Here is a 17,374-nt window from a genome sequence, read left to right on the forward strand (position 1 = left end):
CGCCGTTCGCGGCAGCTTACAAGGGTGCGGGCAGCGCTTGCGCGGCCCTGATCTCCCTCCGTCGCTCCGAACCGGGGCGCCCTTCACCTGAGATCAGAGGAGCCGGCGATCAGCGATCCCCGTACGAATGACAGAATCCGCGTCCCCGAGGTGCGACTGGTAGGACCCAGTGGCGAGCAGGTCGGGGTCGTCCCGATCGAGACTGCGCTGCGCATGGCGGCCGACGCCGATCTTGATCTCGTTGAGGTTGCCCCGAACTCGAAGCCTCCCGTGGCGAAGATCATGGACTTCGGCAAGTTCAAGTACGAGGCAGCTCAGAAGCAGAAGGAAGCCCGTCGCAACCAGGCCAACACGGTTCTCAAAGAGGTCCGTTTCCGCCTGAAGATCGACAAGCACGACTACGAGACCAAGACGAAGCGTGCCATCGGCTTCCTTGCGCAGGGCGACAAGGTGAAGGCCATGATCCTCTTCCGCGGCCGCGAGCAGTCGCGTCCCGAGATGGGCGTGCGCCTGCTGCAGCAGTTCGCCGAAGACATCGCCGAGTTCGGCACCGTCGAGTCGCGACCCCGCATCGACGGCCGCAACATGGTCATGGTGATCACCCCGGTCAAAAACAAGTCCGAGGCGAAGGCCGAGCAGAACGCCCGCCGCGCCGAGGAGAAGGCCATCCGCAAGGCGGACAAGGCGGCAGGGCCCGCCCCCGCCGGCGAGTAATCTACGGCGCACTGCCTCGCGCAGCTGCCCCGTGCAATACGCAGCCGTTCGCGGCGCGCACACAACAAGGAGAAATCGATGCCCAAGCAGAAGACCCACTCGGGGGCCAAGAAGCGCTTCAAGCTCACCGGCTCCGGCAAGCTGATGAAGCAGCAGGCCGGCATGCGCCACAACCTCGAGGTGAAGTCCTCGAAGCGCAAGCGCCGCCTGAACGCTGAGCAGGTGCTCGCCAAGGGCGACGCCAAGCAGGCGATGAAGCTCCTCGGCCACTAAGCCGCGAGCACAAGCTTTCACCTGAGATTTTCGTAAGGAAGAACTGAAATGGCTAGAGTCAAGCGGGCAGTAAACGCCCACAAGAAGCGTCGCGTTATTCTCGAGCGCGCCGAGGGCTACCGCGGACAGCGTTCGCGCCTGTACCGGAAGGCGAAGGAGCAGGTCACCCACTCGCTCGTCTACGCGTACAACGATCGTCGCAAGAAGAAGGGCGACTTCCGCCGCCTGTGGATCCAGCGCATCAACGCCGGTGCGCGCGCGAACGGCCTCACCTACAACCGCTTCATCCAGGGCCTCGGCCTCGCGGGTGTCGAGGTCGACCGCCGCATGCTCGCCGAGCTTGCTGTCAACGAGCCCGCCGCTTTCGCGACGCTCGTTGAGGTTGCCAAGAACGCTCTCCCCGAGGACACCTCGGCACCGAAGGCTGCGTAAGCACCTGACGTTCTGAAGAACCCCGTCACCGGCTCGGTGACGGGGTTCTTCTGCATCCCGCGGGTAGTGTGGACGGGTGAACGATGCGATCCTCAGCAACCCGAAGGCCCCCCGGATCAAGCGGGCCGCCGCCCTCGTGCGCAAGAAGGAACGCCACGAACAGGGGCGGTTCCTCGTAGAAGGGCCGCAGTCAGTGCGCGAACTCCTCGTGCACCGGCCGGAACTCGCAGAGACCGTCTACGCCTCAACAGGCACCGAAGCCTGGCAGCACGAGATTGACCGCCTCGCCTCAGACGCCGGCGTGCGGATCGAACGGGCCACCGATGAGGTCATCGCAGCGATGAGCGAAACCGTCAACCCCCAGGGCGTTGTCGCGGTGGCGCAGAGCTGGCGCACCGACCTCGCAGAGACACTGCGCGGTGCGCGGCTCGTCGCGATCCTGCACGAGATCAGAGACCCTGGCAACTCCGGCACGGTGCTGCGTGCCGCCGATGCGGCCGGTGCCGACGCCGTGATCTTCTCGGGGGAAAGCATCGACCCGTTCCACCCGAAAGTGGTGCGCTCGACGACAGGCTCCCTATTCCATCTGCCGGTCGCCGTCGCGTCCACGCTCGCAGAGGCCATCGACGCCGCGCGAGCGGCCGGGCTCACCTCACTGGCGGCCGACGTGCGCGGTGCGGAGCTGCTCGAGGCTCGCGCGGAGGGGCTGCTCGAAGGCCCTGTGGCCTGGGTGTTCGGTAATGAGGCCCGTGGCCTCAGCGAAGCCGACCGTGGCTTGACCGATCGCTCGCTCAAACTGCCCATCTACGGTGCAGCCGAGTCGCTGAACCTGGCTACCGCCGCGAGCGTTCTGCTCTACGAAACCGCCTTCTCGCAGCGCGGATAGCGCGTTCCCGCCAGGCGCACCCGGCGGCTACGACGATCTCAGTCTGTGGTACTACCCGCGGGGTACTGCGGGCCGATGCGGTGCCGTGGCGGCTCGGCGACGATGGAATCATGAGGTTCATCACACTCCTGCGCCGCCCCGTCATCCTCGTGCCGACTGCGCTCCTCACCGCCTGCCTGCTCGCAGCTGGCATCGCCTCGGGCGCCTGCGCATATCTGGGGCAAGCGACGCAGGCCCTCGCCGCAATCCCACTGCCGTAACGGCGCTGCTGCTGGAGCGGCCGAGCTGCAGGCCCGGCTCAGCAGCTGCCGTGATCCGCCGCCGCGATCCGCCACCACAGCCGCAGTGCCGAGCCCGCGACCCGGGCCCGGCACCGAATGCGGCTATGCGAACAGCGACGCCCCCAGCGTCTGCCCCGCCCGGAAACCAGGCAGCACCGCGAACACCGCCGAGCCGACGTGGGTGACCCACTCGTTGAGCAGATCGGCCTCGTCCAGCCGGCGTTGGATCGGCACGAACTGCGTGAGCGGATCGCGTTGGAAACAGCCGAACAGCAGCCCCGCCTCATGCCCATCATCGTAGTTCGCGGCCCGGCGCACGATCCGCTCGGACGGATCCGCTGAGTGCGCTCGGCGAATATGCGAGGCTACGGGTATCACGCTCAAGCCCCGCTCATCCTTCGCCGCAAAATCGGCGGGCGTGTGTTCACCGGCGCCCTCGGGGGCGCTCAGCGGCGCGCCGTCGAAAAGCCTGCGACCCACAGCCTGCTCGCGGCCGGGGCGATCCACCCGGTCCCAGGTGTCGAGCTCCATGCGGATCCGCCGCAGCACGAACGCGGAACCACCCGCAAGCCAGCCAGCATCTCGGCCCAACCACACCAGCCCCGAGAAGCCCGGATCCGCCGGGGCCGGATTCACGGTGCCGTCGAGCTGCCCCATGAGATTGCGCATCGTGGTGCCGTCACCCTCGGAACCGCGTGCACGGCGGAAGCCGCGCTGCCGCCACAACGGCTCGGCGAAACTGGTGAGATCCCGATCCAGCATGCGGGCCGCATGCGAAATCGGCAGCGGATCGTCGGCCTCGATCGCCAGCAGCAGATCGCCGCCATCGAAGTCTCCGCTCAGCCGGTCCCTCTCAAAGCTCGGCAGCGGACCGAGCCACGGCGGCCGAGCAGCACCGGCGCGGTCGACCAGTGCTGGCCCCACCCCGACGGTCACCGTCAGCCGAGCCGGCCGCGCGGCCAGCTCCGGCTCCGGGTCTGCGAGCGGCGCCTCACCCGAGGTGAGCCCCTCGATGTCGCCCGTCAGCACCCGGAACATGCGGCGCAGCGCTGCCGCATCGGTGCTCGGCAGCAGACGGTACGCGGCGTAGTGCACATGAGCGGCGGGCACTGTGGTGACCCCAGCCTGGTGTGCGCCGTGGCAGGGCAGCGTCTCACCGCCGAAACCGGGCAGATCCCCGCCCGGGCCGAGCGAGGGTTCGGTTTCAGCTGCCGCAGCAGCCCCCGGAGGCGGGGGATCGGCTGCGCTCCTGGCCGCGCCGACGCCGAGCGTTCCGCCAACGCCCAGCACGGCCCCGAGCCCAGCTCCGAGAGCACCGCTTGTGAGCAGCGCCCGGCGACCGATCTGGGGGCCGGAAGGCGGCCCCGCGGTGGGACGCGCAGCTGCGCGCCCCACCGCGGCCGAGCCGGGATCTGAGGAGCCGGGGTCTCCGGAGGAAACGGTGCTCCCCGTGGCGTCGGGCTGGGTTGAGGCTGTGCGAGGCGCGGGCTCAGTGCCCGGCATGGCCGTCCTGCTCACCGGATTCGCTGTGCTCGCCAGAACCGCTGTGCTCACCGGTGCCGCCGTGCTCTCCCATGCCGCCGTGCTCGCCCGATTCGTCGTAGCTCTCGTTGGCTCCCGAGTAAGCCTTTACCAGCACCGAGAAAGAGATGCTGCTGCCATCGGTGAATGTGATCGTGATGGGCACTTCCTCGCCCGCGAGCAGGGCAGCGGTGAGGCCCATGAGCATGATGTGGTTGCCGCCAGGCACGAACTCGATTGAGTCGCCTGCCGGCACGGTGACGTCGCCCGCGATTTCTTGCATCACTCCGGCCGAGGTCACCTCATGCAGTTCGGCGCTGGCCGCCGACTCACTGGTGACAGACGCGATCACAAGATCCTCGTCACCGTTGTTTTCGAGGGTGCCGAACACACCCGTCATGCCGCCCTCATCGCCGGCTTTCGCCCAGCCGTCGACGAAGTCGGTGTTCGGTGCGCCAGCTGCGCTGGTGTCGCTCGTGGGCGCGGAGGTTGAGCAGCCGGCCAGCAGGAGCACGGCTGCGGAGAGCGCTGCCACAGAACGGGCGGCGCGGCTGCGAGTGAGGGAGCGAACGTTGATCATGCGCGGTCCTCCTTGTTTGCGGCGTCGGCGTTCATGCCTGCGGCGCGTCGGCGCTGGCCGATGAGCACCGCGGCGAGTGCGCCGCCGGCGACGAGTACGGCGCCGATGGAGATCGCTGCGATGGCGCCTGTCGACAGGCCGCCCTCTTCGGACGTCGTGTCGGTGCCGTGGTCGGCGCTGTCGTGGCCCTCGCCCTCGTGGGCGGCATCGGTGCCTTCGGTGGGTTTCTGCTCGGAGCCTTCCGTGAGCCTCTGGTCAGGTTCAACGAGGGCGGCCCCTTCGGCCTGCCAGGCATCGGGCTTTGACAGTCGCAGCACGAAGGACCCGTCGATGGGGTGGCCGTCGCTCGACACGACGCGCCAGGCCACGTCGTAGTCACCCTCGGGCAGATCCGCGGTGAGCGGCTGCACCACGTCGGGCCCGGCGATCTGAGGTGCCCCATCGGTCATGTCGGCACTGTCGGCCGAGGTGACGACGATCTCGGTGCCGACCTCGATGATGCTGTTGCTGAAGCTCAGGCGGATCGCGTCGACGCGGCCATCATCGGTGGCGACGATGCTGCGGTCGACGAGTTCGTCGTGGGCGAGCGTCGGAGAAGCGACGCCGAGGGTGAGGCCGATCGCGGCGAGCGCCGCGAGGCCGAGGCTTGCGATGCGGGTGCGTCGCGGTGAAGCAGTGGTGTGCATGGTTGTCTTTCTCGTTCGACCCGGGCAGCACGGCGTGCGCGCATACGGCACTGCAGTGCTCCGGGCGGAGTTCTGGTGAGTGAGGGTATCGCCGTGCGCGCTCGCAGCGCGAGCACGGGCGCACCCCTATGCGGAGAACGAGAGCGCGGGAGGGCCGCGGTGACTGATCGCGGAGTGGGCGGAGGTGCGTGTGCGTAGCGGCGCACGGAAGATGAGGGGGCGGATCGCGGGGCGCCACGACACTGCGACGAGCCGGGGGCGGGGCCGCGGCAGCACGCGACGCACGAGGCGGCCGAGGGCGAGCCAGGCGTGCTCGCCGCGGTGCAGCAGTGCGACGGTGAGCACTGCCGCGATGGCGTGGCCGAGCCACATCGCAGCGTCTGCTGAGGCCGGGGTCGCGACCTCCGGCGCGAAGTTCTGCAGTGCGGCGAGGTGGGCGGCGTGCGGCGAGACCGCGGGGCCGGTCTGGGCGGTGCCGACGAGATCGATACCGGCGAAGATCCAGTGGTAGAGGAATTGCGCGATGCCCACGGCCGCGGCGAGCCGCCACAGTGAGGCGATACGGCCCGCAAGAGCGGTGCAGAGCGGGAGGGCGAGGATCGCGGTCACCGCGACCGCCGGCCAGGTGATCGCACCGCCGGCGATCCCGTGTGAGGCCGCGGCGAGTAGCGTGGCCGCGAGCGCACCCGCCGCACCCCGCGCGGTACGCGCACCACGGCTCATGGGGATGCGATGCGAGACGGCGCTCCCATGAGCGCGCTCCTGCGACCGCAATCCCTGCATACCCATCAGTCTACTGCTGCGCCCGCGCTGCCCGAGCCACGCCCCGCACTCCGCCCTACCCCCACCTGCATCGAGGTCACCCGTGTGGTCGTTTGCGGGCCGGGGAAACGACCACACGGGTGACCTCGACGCATCAGCGGTGCGGATCGGGTGGGCTAGTGGCAAGCAGGCTGCGGGAGAATAGGAAGGAGAGGCGCGCTGCGCCGCCGGTTTCGTCGAGGAGGGTGCATGTCCCGCAGTGAGCAGACCCGGGAGATGACCGGCCGCATCGACCTGAACAGCGATCTCGGCGAGTCGGGCGGCGGGCGGGTGTTCGACGACGCCGCGGTGCTGCCCTCCATCTCGAGCGCGAACGTGGCGTGCGGGTTCCACGCGGGCGAGCCGGGAGGCATCCGCCTCACCTGTCGTCGCGCCGCCGAGCTGGGGGTGACGGTGGGGGCGCATCCTGGCTACCGCGACTTCGAGGGCTTCGGCCGCCGCTTCATGGATGTCGACCTGAGCGAGCTGACCGACGAGGTGATCTACCAGATCGGCGCGGTGCAGGCGGTGGCGCGCAGCGTGGGCACCGAGGTGCGCTACGTGAAGCCGCATGGTGGGCTCTACAACGCCGTCACGGTGCGCGAAGATCAGGCGCGCGCGGTGACGCGGGCCATTCTCGAGCTCGACGATTCGCTGCCGCTGATGGTGCTGCCCGGCTCGGTGATCGAGCGGGTGGCGCGGGATGCGGGGCTGCGCACCGTCACTGAGGCCTTCGCGGATCGCGGCTACCTGCCCGACGGCACGCTCGTGCGCCGGGGGCTCCCCGGCGCGCTGCTCGCGCCGGAGGCTGCTGTTGCGCAGGCGCTGCGGATCGCCACTGAGGGGCGGATCATCGCGCTTGACGGCACCGAGCTCGCCATCGCAGCTGACAGTATCTGTCTGCATGGCGACGATCCGGCGGCGGTGCGACTCGCCCGTGAAGTTCGTGCTGCACTTGAAGGCGTGGGTGTCTCGATCAGGAGCTTTGCGTAGTGTTCGCCGGCGGCGTGTTCCGGGTGCGGCCCGTCGGCGACCGCGCCTGCATCGTCGAGCTGCCGGACATCGACCGGGTGCTGGGCGTCGCCGCCCGGCTGCGCGAACTCGACCCCCCGGGCATGATCGACGTCGTGCCCGCCGCCCGCACGGTGCTCGTGGTCTGCGTCGATCGCGCGGCGGTGCGACGCGTCGCCGAGACGGTCGCCGGGTTCGACGAGCGGATCTCGGCGGGTGAGGCTGCCGGTGACGAGGTGACGATCGACGTGGTCTACGACGGCGATGATCTCGTCGAGGTAGGCGAGCTGACTGGGCTCGGCCACGACGGCGTGATCGCCGCTCACACGGAAACCGCGTGGCGCGCGGCCTTTGGCGGATTCGCACCGGGTTTCGTTTATCTCGCCGGCGGCGATCCACGTCTTGAGGTGCCTCGCCTTGCCTCGCCACGCACCACGGTGCCAATGGGTTCAGTCGCACTCGCGGGCGGCCTCTCGGCCGTCTATCCGGGGGCGTCGCCCGGCGGCTGGCGGCTGATCGGGCGCACGGGTGAGCGCATGTGGGACGAGGCCCAGGATCGCCCGGCCCGCGTCGCGCCCGGCGACACAGTACGGTTTCGTGCAGTGCGGGAAGTCGTGCGCCTTGCGCTGGGGGAGGCAGGCGGTCAGGCACCCCGCGATCCGCGCCTCAGGAAATCAGTAGCCCAGGCAAGCCCCGCCGCACCCGCTGCCCAGCCCGCCCTTACCGTGCTCGACCCGGGCCTGCTCACCCTCGTGCAAGATGCTGGGCGCCAGGGCCACGCCGCTCTTGGCGTTACCGCATCGGGCGCGCTCGACCGCGGCGCACTGCAGCGAGCCAACCTCGCGGTCGGCAACGCGCCCGGCGTTGCCGGACTCGAACACCTGAACGGCGGCCTCGTGCTGCGGGCGCATCGCGCGCTGCGGATCGCCGTGACCGGCGCCGAGGCCGAGATCAGAGTCGAATCTGCCGAACCCAGTGTGCCGCGCGCCGTGCCGCTCGGCGACGCCGTCGAGCTGAGCGCTGGAGAAACCTTGCACATCGGGGCCCCACGGCGCGGCCTACGAAACTACCTTGCCGTGCAGGGCGGCCTCGCGACGGGGCGCGAGGTGCTCGGCAGCGCCGCGTACGACAGCCTTTCGGGGCTCGGAACGCCTCCGCTTAGCTCGGGCGACATGCTCGCGCTCGGGCCGGAACCGGGGGGAGCGCGCCCGGATTCGGATCTCACCCGATCCGCCGCCCAGCCCCCGACCGCGCGGCGCGCCGTGCTGCGCTTCGTGCCGGGCCCTCGCGATGACTGGTTCACCGCCGACGCCCGCGCTGCCTTCATCAGCCAGGCGTGGCGGGTCTCGCCGCGATCCAACCGCGTCGGCCTCCGACTCGACGGCGATCCGCTTACCCGCTCCCGCCCGGGAGAGCTCGCCACTGAGGGGATGACCCGTGGCTCCGTGCAGGTGCCGCCGAACGGCCTGCCGGTGCTCTTCCTCGCCGACCACCCCGTCACCGGAGGCTACCCGGTCATCGGCACCGTCATCGACGCCGACCTGGATCGCGTCGCGCAGCTGGCTCCCGGCGCCGAAGTGCGCTTCCACCCGGTCGACCCCGACGAACCCGGCGAACCCCTCGGTCTCGACGCCCCCGTGCCCGAAACGGTCTCGTTCACGATCGAGATCGACGGCCGGCGCCACCGAGTCACGGTGTCCGGCGCGCTCGCCGCGGCGCTCAACCGACTGAACGCGGCGGGTGACCGGGCCGCCCTCGCCGAATTGCTCGTAGAAGTGGTGGGGAAGGCCAGCCGCTGAACCGGTAGAATGGTGCCTCGTGTCAGCGAGTGAAACGAACCCCGCAGGGGCGGGCGAGGCCCAGCAGCCGCAGCCGTCCAACCCGATCACCCAGCCAGCGGTCGACGCCGCCGTCGAAGCGGCCCTCGCCGCCTTCGCAGCAGCAAGCTCCGTCGCAGAGCTGAAGGCCGCCCGCACCGAGCACGCCGGTGAGGGCTCCGCCATCGCGAAGCTCAACGCGCTCATGCGTCAGGTGCCCAAGGAGGAGAAAGCCGCCACCGGCAAGCTGATGGGCCAGGCGCGCGGCCGCATCGAGGGCGCCTACCAGGGGCGCGAGACCGAACTCGCCGAGCAAGAAGCAGCCGCCCGTCTCGTCGCCGAGACCGTCGACGTCACCGCGGCGCCCGTGCGCCGTGCCGCAGGCACCCGCCACCCGCTCGCCCAGCTGCAGGAAGAAGCCTCCGACATCTTCATCGGCATGGGCTGGGAGATCGCGGAAGGCCCCGAGATCGAGCACGAGTGGTTCAACTTCGACGCCCTCGGCTTCGACCCCGACCACCCCGCCCGTGCCATGCAAGACACCTTCTTTGTTGAACCCGCCGACCGTCACCTGCTGCTGCGCACCCACACCTCGCCGGTGCAGATTCGTGCGCTGCTCGAACGCGAACTGCCCGTCTATGTGGTGGCCCCCGGCCGCGTGTACCGCACCGACGAACTCGACGCGACGCACACACCCGTGTTCCAGCAGATCGAGGGCCTCGCGATCGACCGCGGCCTCACCATGGCTCACCTGCGCGGCACGCTCGAACACTTCGCCAGGCAGATGTTCGGCGACGAGGCGAAGATCCGCCTGCGCCCCAACTTCTTTCCCTTCACCGAGCCCTCCGCCGAGATGGACGTGTGGCAGCCCAACGCCAAGGGCGGCGCACGCTGGGTCGAATGGGGCGGCTGCGGCATGGTCGACCCGAAGGTGCTCCTCGCGGCAGGCATCGACCCCGAGGAGTACCAGGGCTTCGCGTTCGGCATGGGCATCGAACGTACCCTGCAGTTCCGCAACGACCTCAACGACATGCGAGACATGGTCGAGGGCGACGTTCGCTTCAACCGTCAGTTCGGAGGACTGGTCTAATGCGCGTTCCACTCAGCTGGCTCGGCGAGTTCGTCTCGCTGCCCGACGACGTCACCCCGGAGCAGGTGCACGCCGACCTCGTGCGCGTGGGCTTCGAGGAAGAGTCGATCCGCCGATTTGATGTCACCGGCCCCGTGGTCGTCGGCGAAGTGCTCTCGCGCGAACCCGAGGAGCACTCCAACGGCAAAACCGTGAATTGGTGCCAGGTGCGCGTCGCCCCCGAGGGGGAGCGTGCCGCCGACGGCGGCGAAGACGTGCGCGGCATCGTCTGCGGTGCTCACAACTTCGAAGCGGGCGACAAGGTGGTAGCGACCCTGCCCGGCGCCGTGCTGCCGGGCGGATTCGAAATCGCCGCCCGCAAGACTTACGGCCACGTCTCCGACGGCATGATCGCGTCGGCGCGTGAGCTGTCGCTCGGCGACGACCACGACGGCATCATCGTGCTGTCACGCCTCGGCTTCGACCCTGCGCAGCTCGTGCCCGGCACCGATGCGAAGGCGCTGCTCGGCATCGATCAGACCGCTGTAGAAATCAATGTCACCCCGGATCGCGGCTACGCCTTCTCCATCCGCGGCGTCGCCCGTGAATACGCTCACGCCACGGGGGCCGCCTTCACCGATCCGGCGCTCGCGAGCGATCCGGCCCCCGCATCGGGCTTCCCCGTCACCCTCGCCGATGACGCACCCATCCGCGGGCGCGCAGGAGCGACAGGCTTCGTGACCCGCGTCGTGCGCGGCATCGACCAGTCGCGCCCCACGCCGGCGTGGATGGTGGCGCGCCTGCAGCTCGCGGGCATTCGTTCACTGTCGCTCGAGGTCGACATCTCGAACTACGTGATGCTTGAACTGGGTAACCCGCTGCATGCCTACGACCTCGCGAAGCTGCAGGGCGGCATCACGGTGCGTCGCGCGCAAGCCGGCGAAGAGCTGGTGACGCTCGACGGTCAGAAGCGCGCACTGCACCCCGAAGATCTCGTGATCGTCGACGACTCCGGTGTGATCGGCCTCGCGGGCGTCATGGGCGGCGAATCCACCAAGGCAGACGAACACACCACCGACGTGCTCATCGAGGCAGCCACCTTCGACCCCGTGTCGATCGCGCGCTCCTCGCGCCGCCACAAGCTGCCGAGCGAGGCGTCCAAGCGCTTCGAGCGAGGCGTCGATCCGCTCGTGGCGCGCGCCGCAGCGCAGCGCATGGTCGATCTGCTCGTGGAGCTCGCCGGCGGCACTGCCGACGAACTCGGCTGTGACATCGTCGCACCGTGGGAGGCCCCGGAGGTGCGCCTGCCGATGGCGAGCGTCAATGGCCTGCTCGGCGCCGACTACAGCGACGACGAGATCCGTGGCGCGATCGAGATGATCGGCTGCGAGGTTTCGCTGGCGGAGCCCGGTGTGCTGCTCGTCTCGCCGCCCAGCTGGCGCAGCGACCTGTCGCGCCCCGCAGATCTCATCGAAGAGGTCGCCCGCATCGTCGGCTACGACCGCATTCCCTCGGAACTGCCCGTCGCCCCTGCCGGTCGCGGGCTCACCCGAGAGCAGCGCCTGCGCCGTCGCGCGGCGAACGTGGTGACCGCTGCCGGTCTCGACGAGGTGCAGAGCTACCCCTTCGTGTCGCGTGCGCAGCTCACCGCGTTCGGCGCGGGCGCAGAGCCCGCTGACATCGACGCCGATGCTCCCGTCGATGCGGTGCGCCTCGCGAACCCGCTTGACGGTGAGGCGCCGTTCCTGCGCCGCTCGCTGCTGCCGGGCCTCGTGACCGCAGCGCAGCGCAATGTGTCGCGCGGCATGACCGATGTGGCGCTCGTCGAGTTCGGTGCGGTGTTCGAACCGTCAACCGCAGCTGGCCAGATCGGCACCGAGACGGTGCCGCCGCTGGCCGAGCGCCCCTCCGACGAAGTGCTCGCTCAACTGAACGCTTCGATTCCAGCTCAGCCGCGCCGCGCCGCCGGTCTGCTGCTCGGGGAAGCCGTTGCCAAGCAGCCGGGCGAGGCTGCGCGCGCCTTCGACTGGGCTGACGCCCTCGACGCGGCCCGCACGGTTGCCAGTGCGGTGTCGGCGGAGCTCGTGGTTTCGCAGGGCGCGCATCGCGCGTTCCACCCGGGCCGCACGGCTGAGCTGGCGATCCGCGTAGCCGATGACTCCGATGGTGACGAGGGCGGTCTTGAGGCCGTGGGTGTCGCGGGTGAGCTGCTGCCTGAACTGGTGGCAGCGCATCACCTGCCCGGTCGTGTCGCTGCTTTCGAGCTCGACCTTGACCGTGTTATCGCGCTCGCTCCGCGTGAGCCCGAGACTGCTCCGCTGTCGAGCTACCCTGCGGCCACGCAGGATCTCACCCTTGTGGTCGCCGATGAGGTGCCTGCTGGTGATGTGCTCGCCGTTGTGGTGGCGGGAGCCGGCGAACTGCTTGAACAGGCGCGGATCGTCGACGATTACCGCGGCACCGGCATTGAGGAGGGGCAGAAGGCGATCACCTTTGCGCTGCGCTTCCGCGCTGCCGACCGCACCCTGAAAGCCGAAGAGGCGAGCGAGGCGAAGCTCGCGGGTGTCGCCGCGGCTGAGCTGGCCTTCGACGCGAAGCTGCGGGAGTAGGGGCCGGGGGCGGTTCCCGCCACCGATTGGCTCCTTGGCGGATCCTGAGCCTCTTGGTCTCTCGGTCTCTCACGAACTTGCCCGCGCATCTTCGGCACTATTCCCGGATAGTGTCGCAGATGCGCGGGCAACTGTCGTCTTGAGGTGGTTCTGGCGCATGCGTCTGCGCAACTGCGGTGCAGCGCTCGGGGCTTGACCTGCGGTGCACGGCTGGGTGGGATGTTTGCCGATGCTGCCTGTGCTCGGGTACGACTGGGGTGGGTGCGGCATGTGCCGTGCGCCGCAGGCAGAGCGCGAAGGAGCGTCGCAGTGAGCGTTGAACTATTGAGCCCGGAGGGGCTGGCTCAGGAGGTGCCGTTTCGGCACGTGGCTGTCGGCACAGGCAGCCGCACGGTGTGCGTTGCCGGGCAGGTGTCTGTGAATGCGCAGGGTGCGGCGGTCGCGCCCGGTGATTTGAGTGGCCAGGTGGCGCAGGCGTTGCGCAATGTTGCGGCGGGCCTGGCCGGGGCGGGCGCAAGCTTCGCCGACGTGGTGCGGCTGCGGTTCTACCTCACCGATTGGCGCACCGAGAAGCACGATGATTTTTTGGCCGGAATCGCGGCGGTTGCGCAGGAGCTCGGGATCCCGCAGCCGATGCCGCCCGCAACGCTGATCGGTGTTGCGGCGCTGTTTGAACCGCATGTGCTCATCGAGATCGAGGCGACCGCGGTGCTTGATTGAGGCGGATCGTAGGCGGTGCTTGATTGATGCGGATCGCGGATCGTGGCCGCGTGTGATCGTAGCTGTGCGCGGATCGCAGGCTGAGCTCGCGTGAATGCTGTCTTTCCGTTGTCAGTGTCGGTGGTTGCGAGGATACTGAAGAGCACCATCGCGAGGAGGCGATCATGACCGCTCAGAAGATCATTCCCAACATCTGGTGCAACCGCAACGCCGAGCAGGTCGGTGATTTCTACGCGCGGGCCTTTCCGGGGGCTAGCTCGACGGTCGAGGCGCGCTACCCGGATAGCGGCCTGCTCGACTTCCAGCTGGAGTTCGCGGGCGCGCCCCTTACCGTGTCGGTCGACATCCCTGATCCGCGACGCGCCGACACGACGCGCCTGACGCTCATCAACGCGGGCGACGAGTTCGCGCCGAATCCGTCGATCTCGTTCATGCTGAACTTCGATCCGCTCATGTTTGGCGGCGACGAAGACGCCGCGCGGGCGCAGCTCGACCAGCTGTGGAGCCTGCTCTCCAAGGGTGGCAGCGTGCTCATGGATTTGGGGGAGTATCCGTTCAGCCGACGCTACGGCTGGGTGCAGGATCGCTTTGGCGTGAGCTGGCAGCTCATGCTCACCGACCCCGCAGGCGAGCCGCGTCCGTTCATCGTCCCGTCGCTCATGTTCTCCGGGCGGGCGCAAAACCGGGCCTCGGAGGCCATAGATTTCTACACTGCCGTGTTCAGTGACGCTGCGGCGGGCGGCCGCTTCCCCTACGGTGTACCCTCGGGGCCGGCGAGCGCAGAGGCGCTCATGTACGGCGATTTCCGTGTGGGCGGGCAGTGGTTCGCGGTGATGGATTCGGGTGTTGAACAGCCGTTCGACTTCGGTTGTGGGGTCTCGCTCGAAGTGCAGTGCGACGATCAGGCTGAGATTGACGCTCTGTGGGAGGCGCTCTCAGCGGTGCCCGAGGCTGAGCAGTGCGGCTGGCTTGCGGATCGCTTCGGTGTGAGTTGGCAAATTGTGCCGGCAAACATGGGGGAGCTGATGCAGCGCCCCGATGCCTACGCGCACATGATGGAGATGAAGAAGATCGTGATCGCCGATTTCTGAAGCCGGGGTCTGCCGGTCGGGTTCTGCAGGTGGGGGGCTCGGGTTGTAGGCGGGGGTCGGGTTCCGTAGATGAGGTTGGGTTTTGCAGGTGGGGCGGGCGGGTTCTTTGGGAGGGGGCTCGGGTCTGGGGGTAGAACACGGCCCGGCACGGGAGGGCGTCTGCGAGTCCGGCTTCGCACCTGCACCTTACGTCTGGGGTGCGCGGAGAGAGGTTCTGGCGGCGGTACACTCCGGAGTGCTGATGTGCAGTGGAAAGAGTCGGAGGGAGCCCGAATGCGGGTGCGTGCGAGTTCGGTGAGCAAGGGGCCGGGTGGTCGGGCCTTGCCTCCTACCGAGGTGCACTTGGCTTCGGGCACTGCGGTGTTCGTCGAGGCCGAGACTGCCCAGCGGCCCACGGTGCTCGGTCTCATCGTCACCGGCCGCATGCGGCCCGACTCGGGTGAGGTGACGATCGACGGAGCCCCAGATGCGCGGGCGCTGCGGCGTCGGCTGGCCCTTGTCGACGCGCCCGAGGTGAGCGAGCCGCACGGTGACGTGCGCCTCGCTGACGTGGTTGCTGAGGAGCTGATGTTCGCGGGTCGCCCCCGCGGTCCGTTTGCGGTGCGACGTGTGCTCGAAGATCTGGGTGTTGCGCAGCACGCGCGCACGCCGATGGCAGATCTCCCTCCGGGCGCACGGGTGCGGGTGCTGTGCGAGCTCGCACTCGATCGACCGGGCACTGATGGCCTCGTGCTCGTGTCGCCGGATCGTCATGGCGGTGACCCTTCGGAGTGGTGGGCGATTGCTTGCGATCTGGCGAGCCGGGGGGCTGCGATTCTGGTGATCGCGGGTCTCGCTTCTCGAGCTGCGATCACCGCGGCTCCCGGTGGTTGGGGCACGGGCGAGGTTGCCCCGCTGCGTGCTGATGGTCCAGTCTCCCAGCACCCACTGACACCCGCGGAACACCAGGTGCACCCGAATGGGGAGGATCGCCCGTGAAGATTCCGCAGATGATTCGTTCGGAGTTTTCGCGGCTGTGGGCGACACCGATGGCCCGCATCGCCTTCGTTGCCTTGATGTGCGTGCCGCTGCTCTACGGTGGCCTCTATCTGTGGGCGAATCAGGATCCCTACGCGAAGCTCGATCAGGTGCCTGTTGCACTTGTGGTGTCTGATGTCGGGGTGCAGCAGGGCGATGCGCGACGCACGATCGGTGACGAGGTCGCCCGCAACCTCATCGAGGATGGCAGCTTTGACTGGCATCGGGTGTCGGCACGGGAGGCTGCGCGCGGGGTTGAAGATGGCGCCTACGATTTCTCGGTCACCCTTCCCCGTGATTTTAGTGAGGCACTGGGTTCGTCGCGCGGTGATGATCCGCATCGTGCCGAGGTGATTCTCACGACGAACGACGCCAACAGCTATCTGGCGTCGACGATCGGCGAGCAGGCCGTGAAGCAGATCCGCCAGCAGGTGGTGCGGTCGGTGAATCAGGAGGCGGCACGGTCCATGCTCGACGGCGTGGCCGAGATCCGGGTGTCGCTTGTGGATGCTCGTGATGGGGCTGCGCAGCTCGCAGATGGTGCGGCCACGGCGCAGGATGGCGCGCACCGCCTCGCAGACGGCGCTCAGCAGGCTCACGCCGGCTCGTCTGAGCTTGCGAGTGGGCTGGGCCAGCTGCGCGACGCAACGGCGCAGCTGCCAGCGCAGAGCGAGCGGCTTGCGAGTGGCGCGGCGCAGGTGGCTGATGGGAACGCGCAGGTGGCGCAGCTGGGTCGTGAGGTTGCGGGTGCGAGTGCTCAGGCGGTGGATCGTCTTGCCGCTGATCGTGATGCCATTGTCGCGGATCTCGCCGCGGCCGGCGTCGATCCTGCGGTGGTGGCGGCTGTCGAGCAGCGGCTGAATGGCGCTGGGGCGGTGCTCGGCGAGGCGAACAATCGCGTGCAGGGTGCGAGCGCTCAGCTCGACGCACTTGCTTCGGGTGCCCGGCAGCTTGCTGATGGATCCCGTGCGCTCGCTGATGCGAGCCCGCAGCTGGCCTCGGGGATTGCTTCGGCGGCTGATGGGGCGGCCCGGCTCGACAGCGGTCTCGCGGAGTTGGATGCTGGTGCGCAGACCCTCGACGGGGGGCTGGGCGCCTTGCTCGATGGCACTGCGCAGTTGCGTGATGGGCTTGCGCAGGGGGTGGAGCAGATCCCGGATAGCAGCGAGGAGTTGCGGGGTCGGCAGGCTGCGAACATTGCGGATCCAGTTGACGTGCGCACCTCGAAGGTGACCTCTGCCGGCACGTATGGCGCGGGTCTTGCTCCGTTCTTCGTGAGTCTGGCGGCGTGGATCGGTATTTATGCGCTCTTCCTGATCTTGAAGCCTGTTTCGCGGCGTGCGGTTACCGCGCTTCACGCGCCTGTGCGGGTTGCGATTGCGGGCTGGGCGACGCCTGCGCTGCTCGGCGCGGTGCAGATGTTGGCCCTGTTCGGGATTGTGGCAGGGTCGCTCGGGTTCGGGGTGACGCATCCGTTGCCGGCGTACGCGTTCATGGCGCTCGCGTCAGCCACCTTCGCGGCGATCATTCTTGCGTTGAACGTGTGGCTCGGCAGTGTCGGGCAGTTCCTCGGTCTGGTGCTGATGGTGTTGCAGTTGGTCACCGCGGGTGGAACATTCCCATGGCAGACGCTGCCTGCTCCGCTGGCCGCGCTGCATCATTATTTGCCGATGTCGTTCGCTGTTGATGGGCTGCGGCAGCTGATGTACGGCGGCGATCTGGGGCATGCGGGGGCCGACGCTGTGAAGCTGGCGCTGTTCTTGGTCGCTGCGGTGCTGCTGGCGGCGCTCGGGGTGGCTCGCATGATGCGTTCGCGCACGCTGCGCGATCTGCAGCCGAGCCTCATCGGCTAGGACTACCACCCCG

Annotated in this window: 17 protein-coding genes; 13 read left to right on the top strand and 4 right to left on the bottom strand. The window is 68.8% G+C overall.

Translation table 11 applies throughout. The features are described 5' to 3' along the window. Positions 1–150: 150 nt before the first annotated feature. The 5 genes from infC (at position 151) to WFL22_RS02220 (ending at position 2,565) form a co-directional block, all read left to right on the top strand. Positions 151–714, top strand: a complete 564-nt coding sequence (gene infC / locus WFL22_RS02200; protein WP_442918360.1) for a translation initiation factor IF-3 — start codon at positions 151–153, stop codon at positions 712–714. A gap of 78 nt (positions 715–792) precedes the next feature. Then, positions 793–987, top strand: coding sequence for a 50S ribosomal protein L35 (rpmI, locus tag WFL22_RS02205; protein ID WP_024356294.1), 195 nt, complete (start codon positions 793–795; stop codon positions 985–987). 48 nt (positions 988–1,035) lie between these two features. After that, entirely contained in the window at positions 1,036–1,419 is a 384-nt protein-coding gene (gene rplT, locus WFL22_RS02210; RefSeq protein ID WP_024356295.1) for a 50S ribosomal protein L20, read from the top strand. Positions 1,420–1,495: 76 nt separating this feature from the next. Then, positions 1,496–2,305 (top strand): TrmH family RNA methyltransferase, encoded by an 810-nt coding sequence (locus WFL22_RS02215; RefSeq protein ID WP_336651350.1) that lies wholly within the window; start codon positions 1,496–1,498, stop codon positions 2,303–2,305. Positions 2,306–2,415: 110 nt separating this feature from the next. After that, positions 2,416–2,565, top strand: a complete 150-nt coding sequence (locus WFL22_RS02220; RefSeq protein WP_336651349.1) for a hypothetical protein — start codon at positions 2,416–2,418, stop codon at positions 2,563–2,565. 123 nt (positions 2,566–2,688) lie between these two features. Here the strand turns inward: WFL22_RS02220 and WFL22_RS02225 are convergent, their stop codons facing one another. The 4 genes from WFL22_RS02225 to WFL22_RS02240 all read right to left on the bottom strand — a co-directional run bounded on the left by WFL22_RS02225 (position 2,689) and on the right by WFL22_RS02240 (position 6,156). Next, positions 2,689–4,089: a Dyp-type peroxidase gene (locus WFL22_RS02225; RefSeq protein WP_336651348.1), complete on the bottom strand. Its 1,401-nt coding sequence runs from the start codon at positions 4,087–4,089 to the stop codon at positions 2,689–2,691. Then, the gene (locus WFL22_RS02230; protein ID WP_336651347.1) at positions 4,076–4,687 is read right to left on the bottom strand and encodes a copper chaperone PCu(A)C; all 612 of its coding nucleotides are present in this window, start codon (positions 4,685–4,687) and stop codon (positions 4,076–4,078) included. The genes WFL22_RS02225 and WFL22_RS02230 overlap by 14 nt, the downstream gene beginning before the upstream one ends. After that, positions 4,684–5,373, bottom strand: a complete 690-nt coding sequence (locus WFL22_RS02235; protein ID WP_336991294.1) for a copper resistance CopC family protein — start codon at positions 5,371–5,373, stop codon at positions 4,684–4,686. The genes WFL22_RS02230 and WFL22_RS02235 overlap by 4 nt, the downstream gene beginning before the upstream one ends. A gap of 126 nt (positions 5,374–5,499) precedes the next feature. Continuing rightward, complete coding sequence (locus tag WFL22_RS02240) at positions 5,500–6,156, bottom strand: hypothetical protein (RefSeq protein ID WP_336651345.1); 657 nt, start codon at positions 6,154–6,156, stop codon at positions 5,500–5,502. Positions 6,157–6,384: 228 nt separating this feature from the next. Between WFL22_RS02240 and WFL22_RS02245 the strand changes: the two genes are divergently transcribed. The 8 genes from WFL22_RS02245 to WFL22_RS02280 all read left to right on the top strand — a co-directional run bounded on the left by WFL22_RS02245 (position 6,385) and on the right by WFL22_RS02280 (position 17,361). Continuing rightward, on the top strand, positions 6,385–7,167 hold the full coding sequence (locus WFL22_RS02245; protein ID WP_336651344.1) for a LamB/YcsF family protein: 783 nt from the start codon (positions 6,385–6,387) through the stop codon (positions 7,165–7,167). Continuing rightward, entirely contained in the window at positions 7,167–8,984 is a 1,818-nt protein-coding gene (locus WFL22_RS02250) for a 5-oxoprolinase/urea amidolyase family protein (RefSeq protein WP_336991296.1), read from the top strand. The genes WFL22_RS02245 and WFL22_RS02250 overlap by 1 nt, the downstream gene beginning before the upstream one ends. Positions 8,985–9,003: 19 nt before the next feature. Then, positions 9,004–10,092 (top strand): phenylalanine--tRNA ligase subunit alpha, encoded by a 1,089-nt coding sequence (gene pheS, locus WFL22_RS02255; protein WP_336651342.1) that lies wholly within the window; start codon positions 9,004–9,006, stop codon positions 10,090–10,092. After that, positions 10,092–12,680 (top strand): phenylalanine--tRNA ligase subunit beta, encoded by a 2,589-nt coding sequence (gene pheT, locus WFL22_RS02260; RefSeq protein WP_336991298.1) that lies wholly within the window; start codon positions 10,092–10,094, stop codon positions 12,678–12,680. Before pheS ends, pheT begins: the two co-directional genes overlap by 1 nt. A gap of 309 nt (positions 12,681–12,989) precedes the next feature. Further along, positions 12,990–13,400 (top strand): RidA family protein, encoded by a 411-nt coding sequence (locus tag WFL22_RS02265; protein WP_336651340.1) that lies wholly within the window; start codon positions 12,990–12,992, stop codon positions 13,398–13,400. Between the two features lie 164 nt (positions 13,401–13,564). Next, on the top strand, positions 13,565–14,491 hold the full coding sequence (locus WFL22_RS02270; protein ID WP_336651339.1) for a VOC family protein: 927 nt from the start codon (positions 13,565–13,567) through the stop codon (positions 14,489–14,491). A 336-nt stretch (positions 14,492–14,827) separates the two neighbouring features. Next, positions 14,828–15,469 carry a hypothetical protein gene (locus tag WFL22_RS02275; protein ID WP_336651338.1) on the top strand — a complete coding sequence of 214 codons (642 nt, stop codon included), beginning with the start codon at positions 14,828–14,830 and terminating at the stop codon, positions 15,467–15,469. Beyond that, a complete protein-coding gene (locus WFL22_RS02280; protein ID WP_336651337.1) occupies positions 15,466–17,361 on the top strand; it encodes a YhgE/Pip domain-containing protein in 1,896 nt (631 codons plus the stop codon). The genes WFL22_RS02275 and WFL22_RS02280 overlap by 4 nt, the downstream gene beginning before the upstream one ends. Positions 17,362–17,374 lie beyond the last annotated feature (13 nt).

It is taken from the genome of Leucobacter sp. VD1 (assembly GCF_037150695.1).
In the GTDB taxonomy this organism is placed as follows: Bacteria; Actinomycetota; Actinomycetes; order Actinomycetales; family Microbacteriaceae; genus Leucobacter.

What these genes read in the sequence shown, in the direction of transcription:
- WFL22_RS02245 (WP_336651344.1), top strand. Translation starts at nt 6,385, where the DNA reads ATGTCCCGCAGTGAGCAGACCCGGGAGATGACCGGCCGCATCGACCTG.
- pheT (WP_336991298.1), top strand. Translation starts at nt 10,092, where the DNA reads ATGCGCGTTCCACTCAGCTGGCTCGGCGAGTTCGTCTCGCTGCCCGAC.
- WFL22_RS02225 (WP_336651348.1), bottom strand. Translation starts at nt 4,089, where the DNA reads ATGCCGGGCACTGAGCCCGCGCCTCGCACAGCCTCAACCCAGCCCGAC.
- WFL22_RS02230 (WP_336651347.1), bottom strand. Translation starts at nt 4,687, where the DNA reads ATGATCAACGTTCGCTCCCTCACTCGCAGCCGCGCCGCCCGTTCTGTG.
- WFL22_RS02240 (WP_336651345.1), bottom strand. Translation starts at nt 6,156, where the DNA reads ATGCAGGGATTGCGGTCGCAGGAGCGCGCTCATGGGAGCGCCGTCTCG.
- WFL22_RS02235 (WP_336991294.1), bottom strand. Translation starts at nt 5,373, where the DNA reads ATGCACACCACTGCTTCACCGCGACGCACCCGCATCGCAAGCCTCGGC.
- rplT (WP_024356295.1), top strand. Translation starts at nt 1,036, where the DNA reads ATGGCTAGAGTCAAGCGGGCAGTAAACGCCCACAAGAAGCGTCGCGTT.
- WFL22_RS02270 (WP_336651339.1), top strand. Translation starts at nt 13,565, where the DNA reads ATGACCGCTCAGAAGATCATTCCCAACATCTGGTGCAACCGCAACGCC.
- WFL22_RS02220 (WP_336651349.1), top strand. Translation starts at nt 2,416, where the DNA reads ATGAGGTTCATCACACTCCTGCGCCGCCCCGTCATCCTCGTGCCGACT.
- rpmI (WP_024356294.1), top strand. Translation starts at nt 793, where the DNA reads ATGCCCAAGCAGAAGACCCACTCGGGGGCCAAGAAGCGCTTCAAGCTC.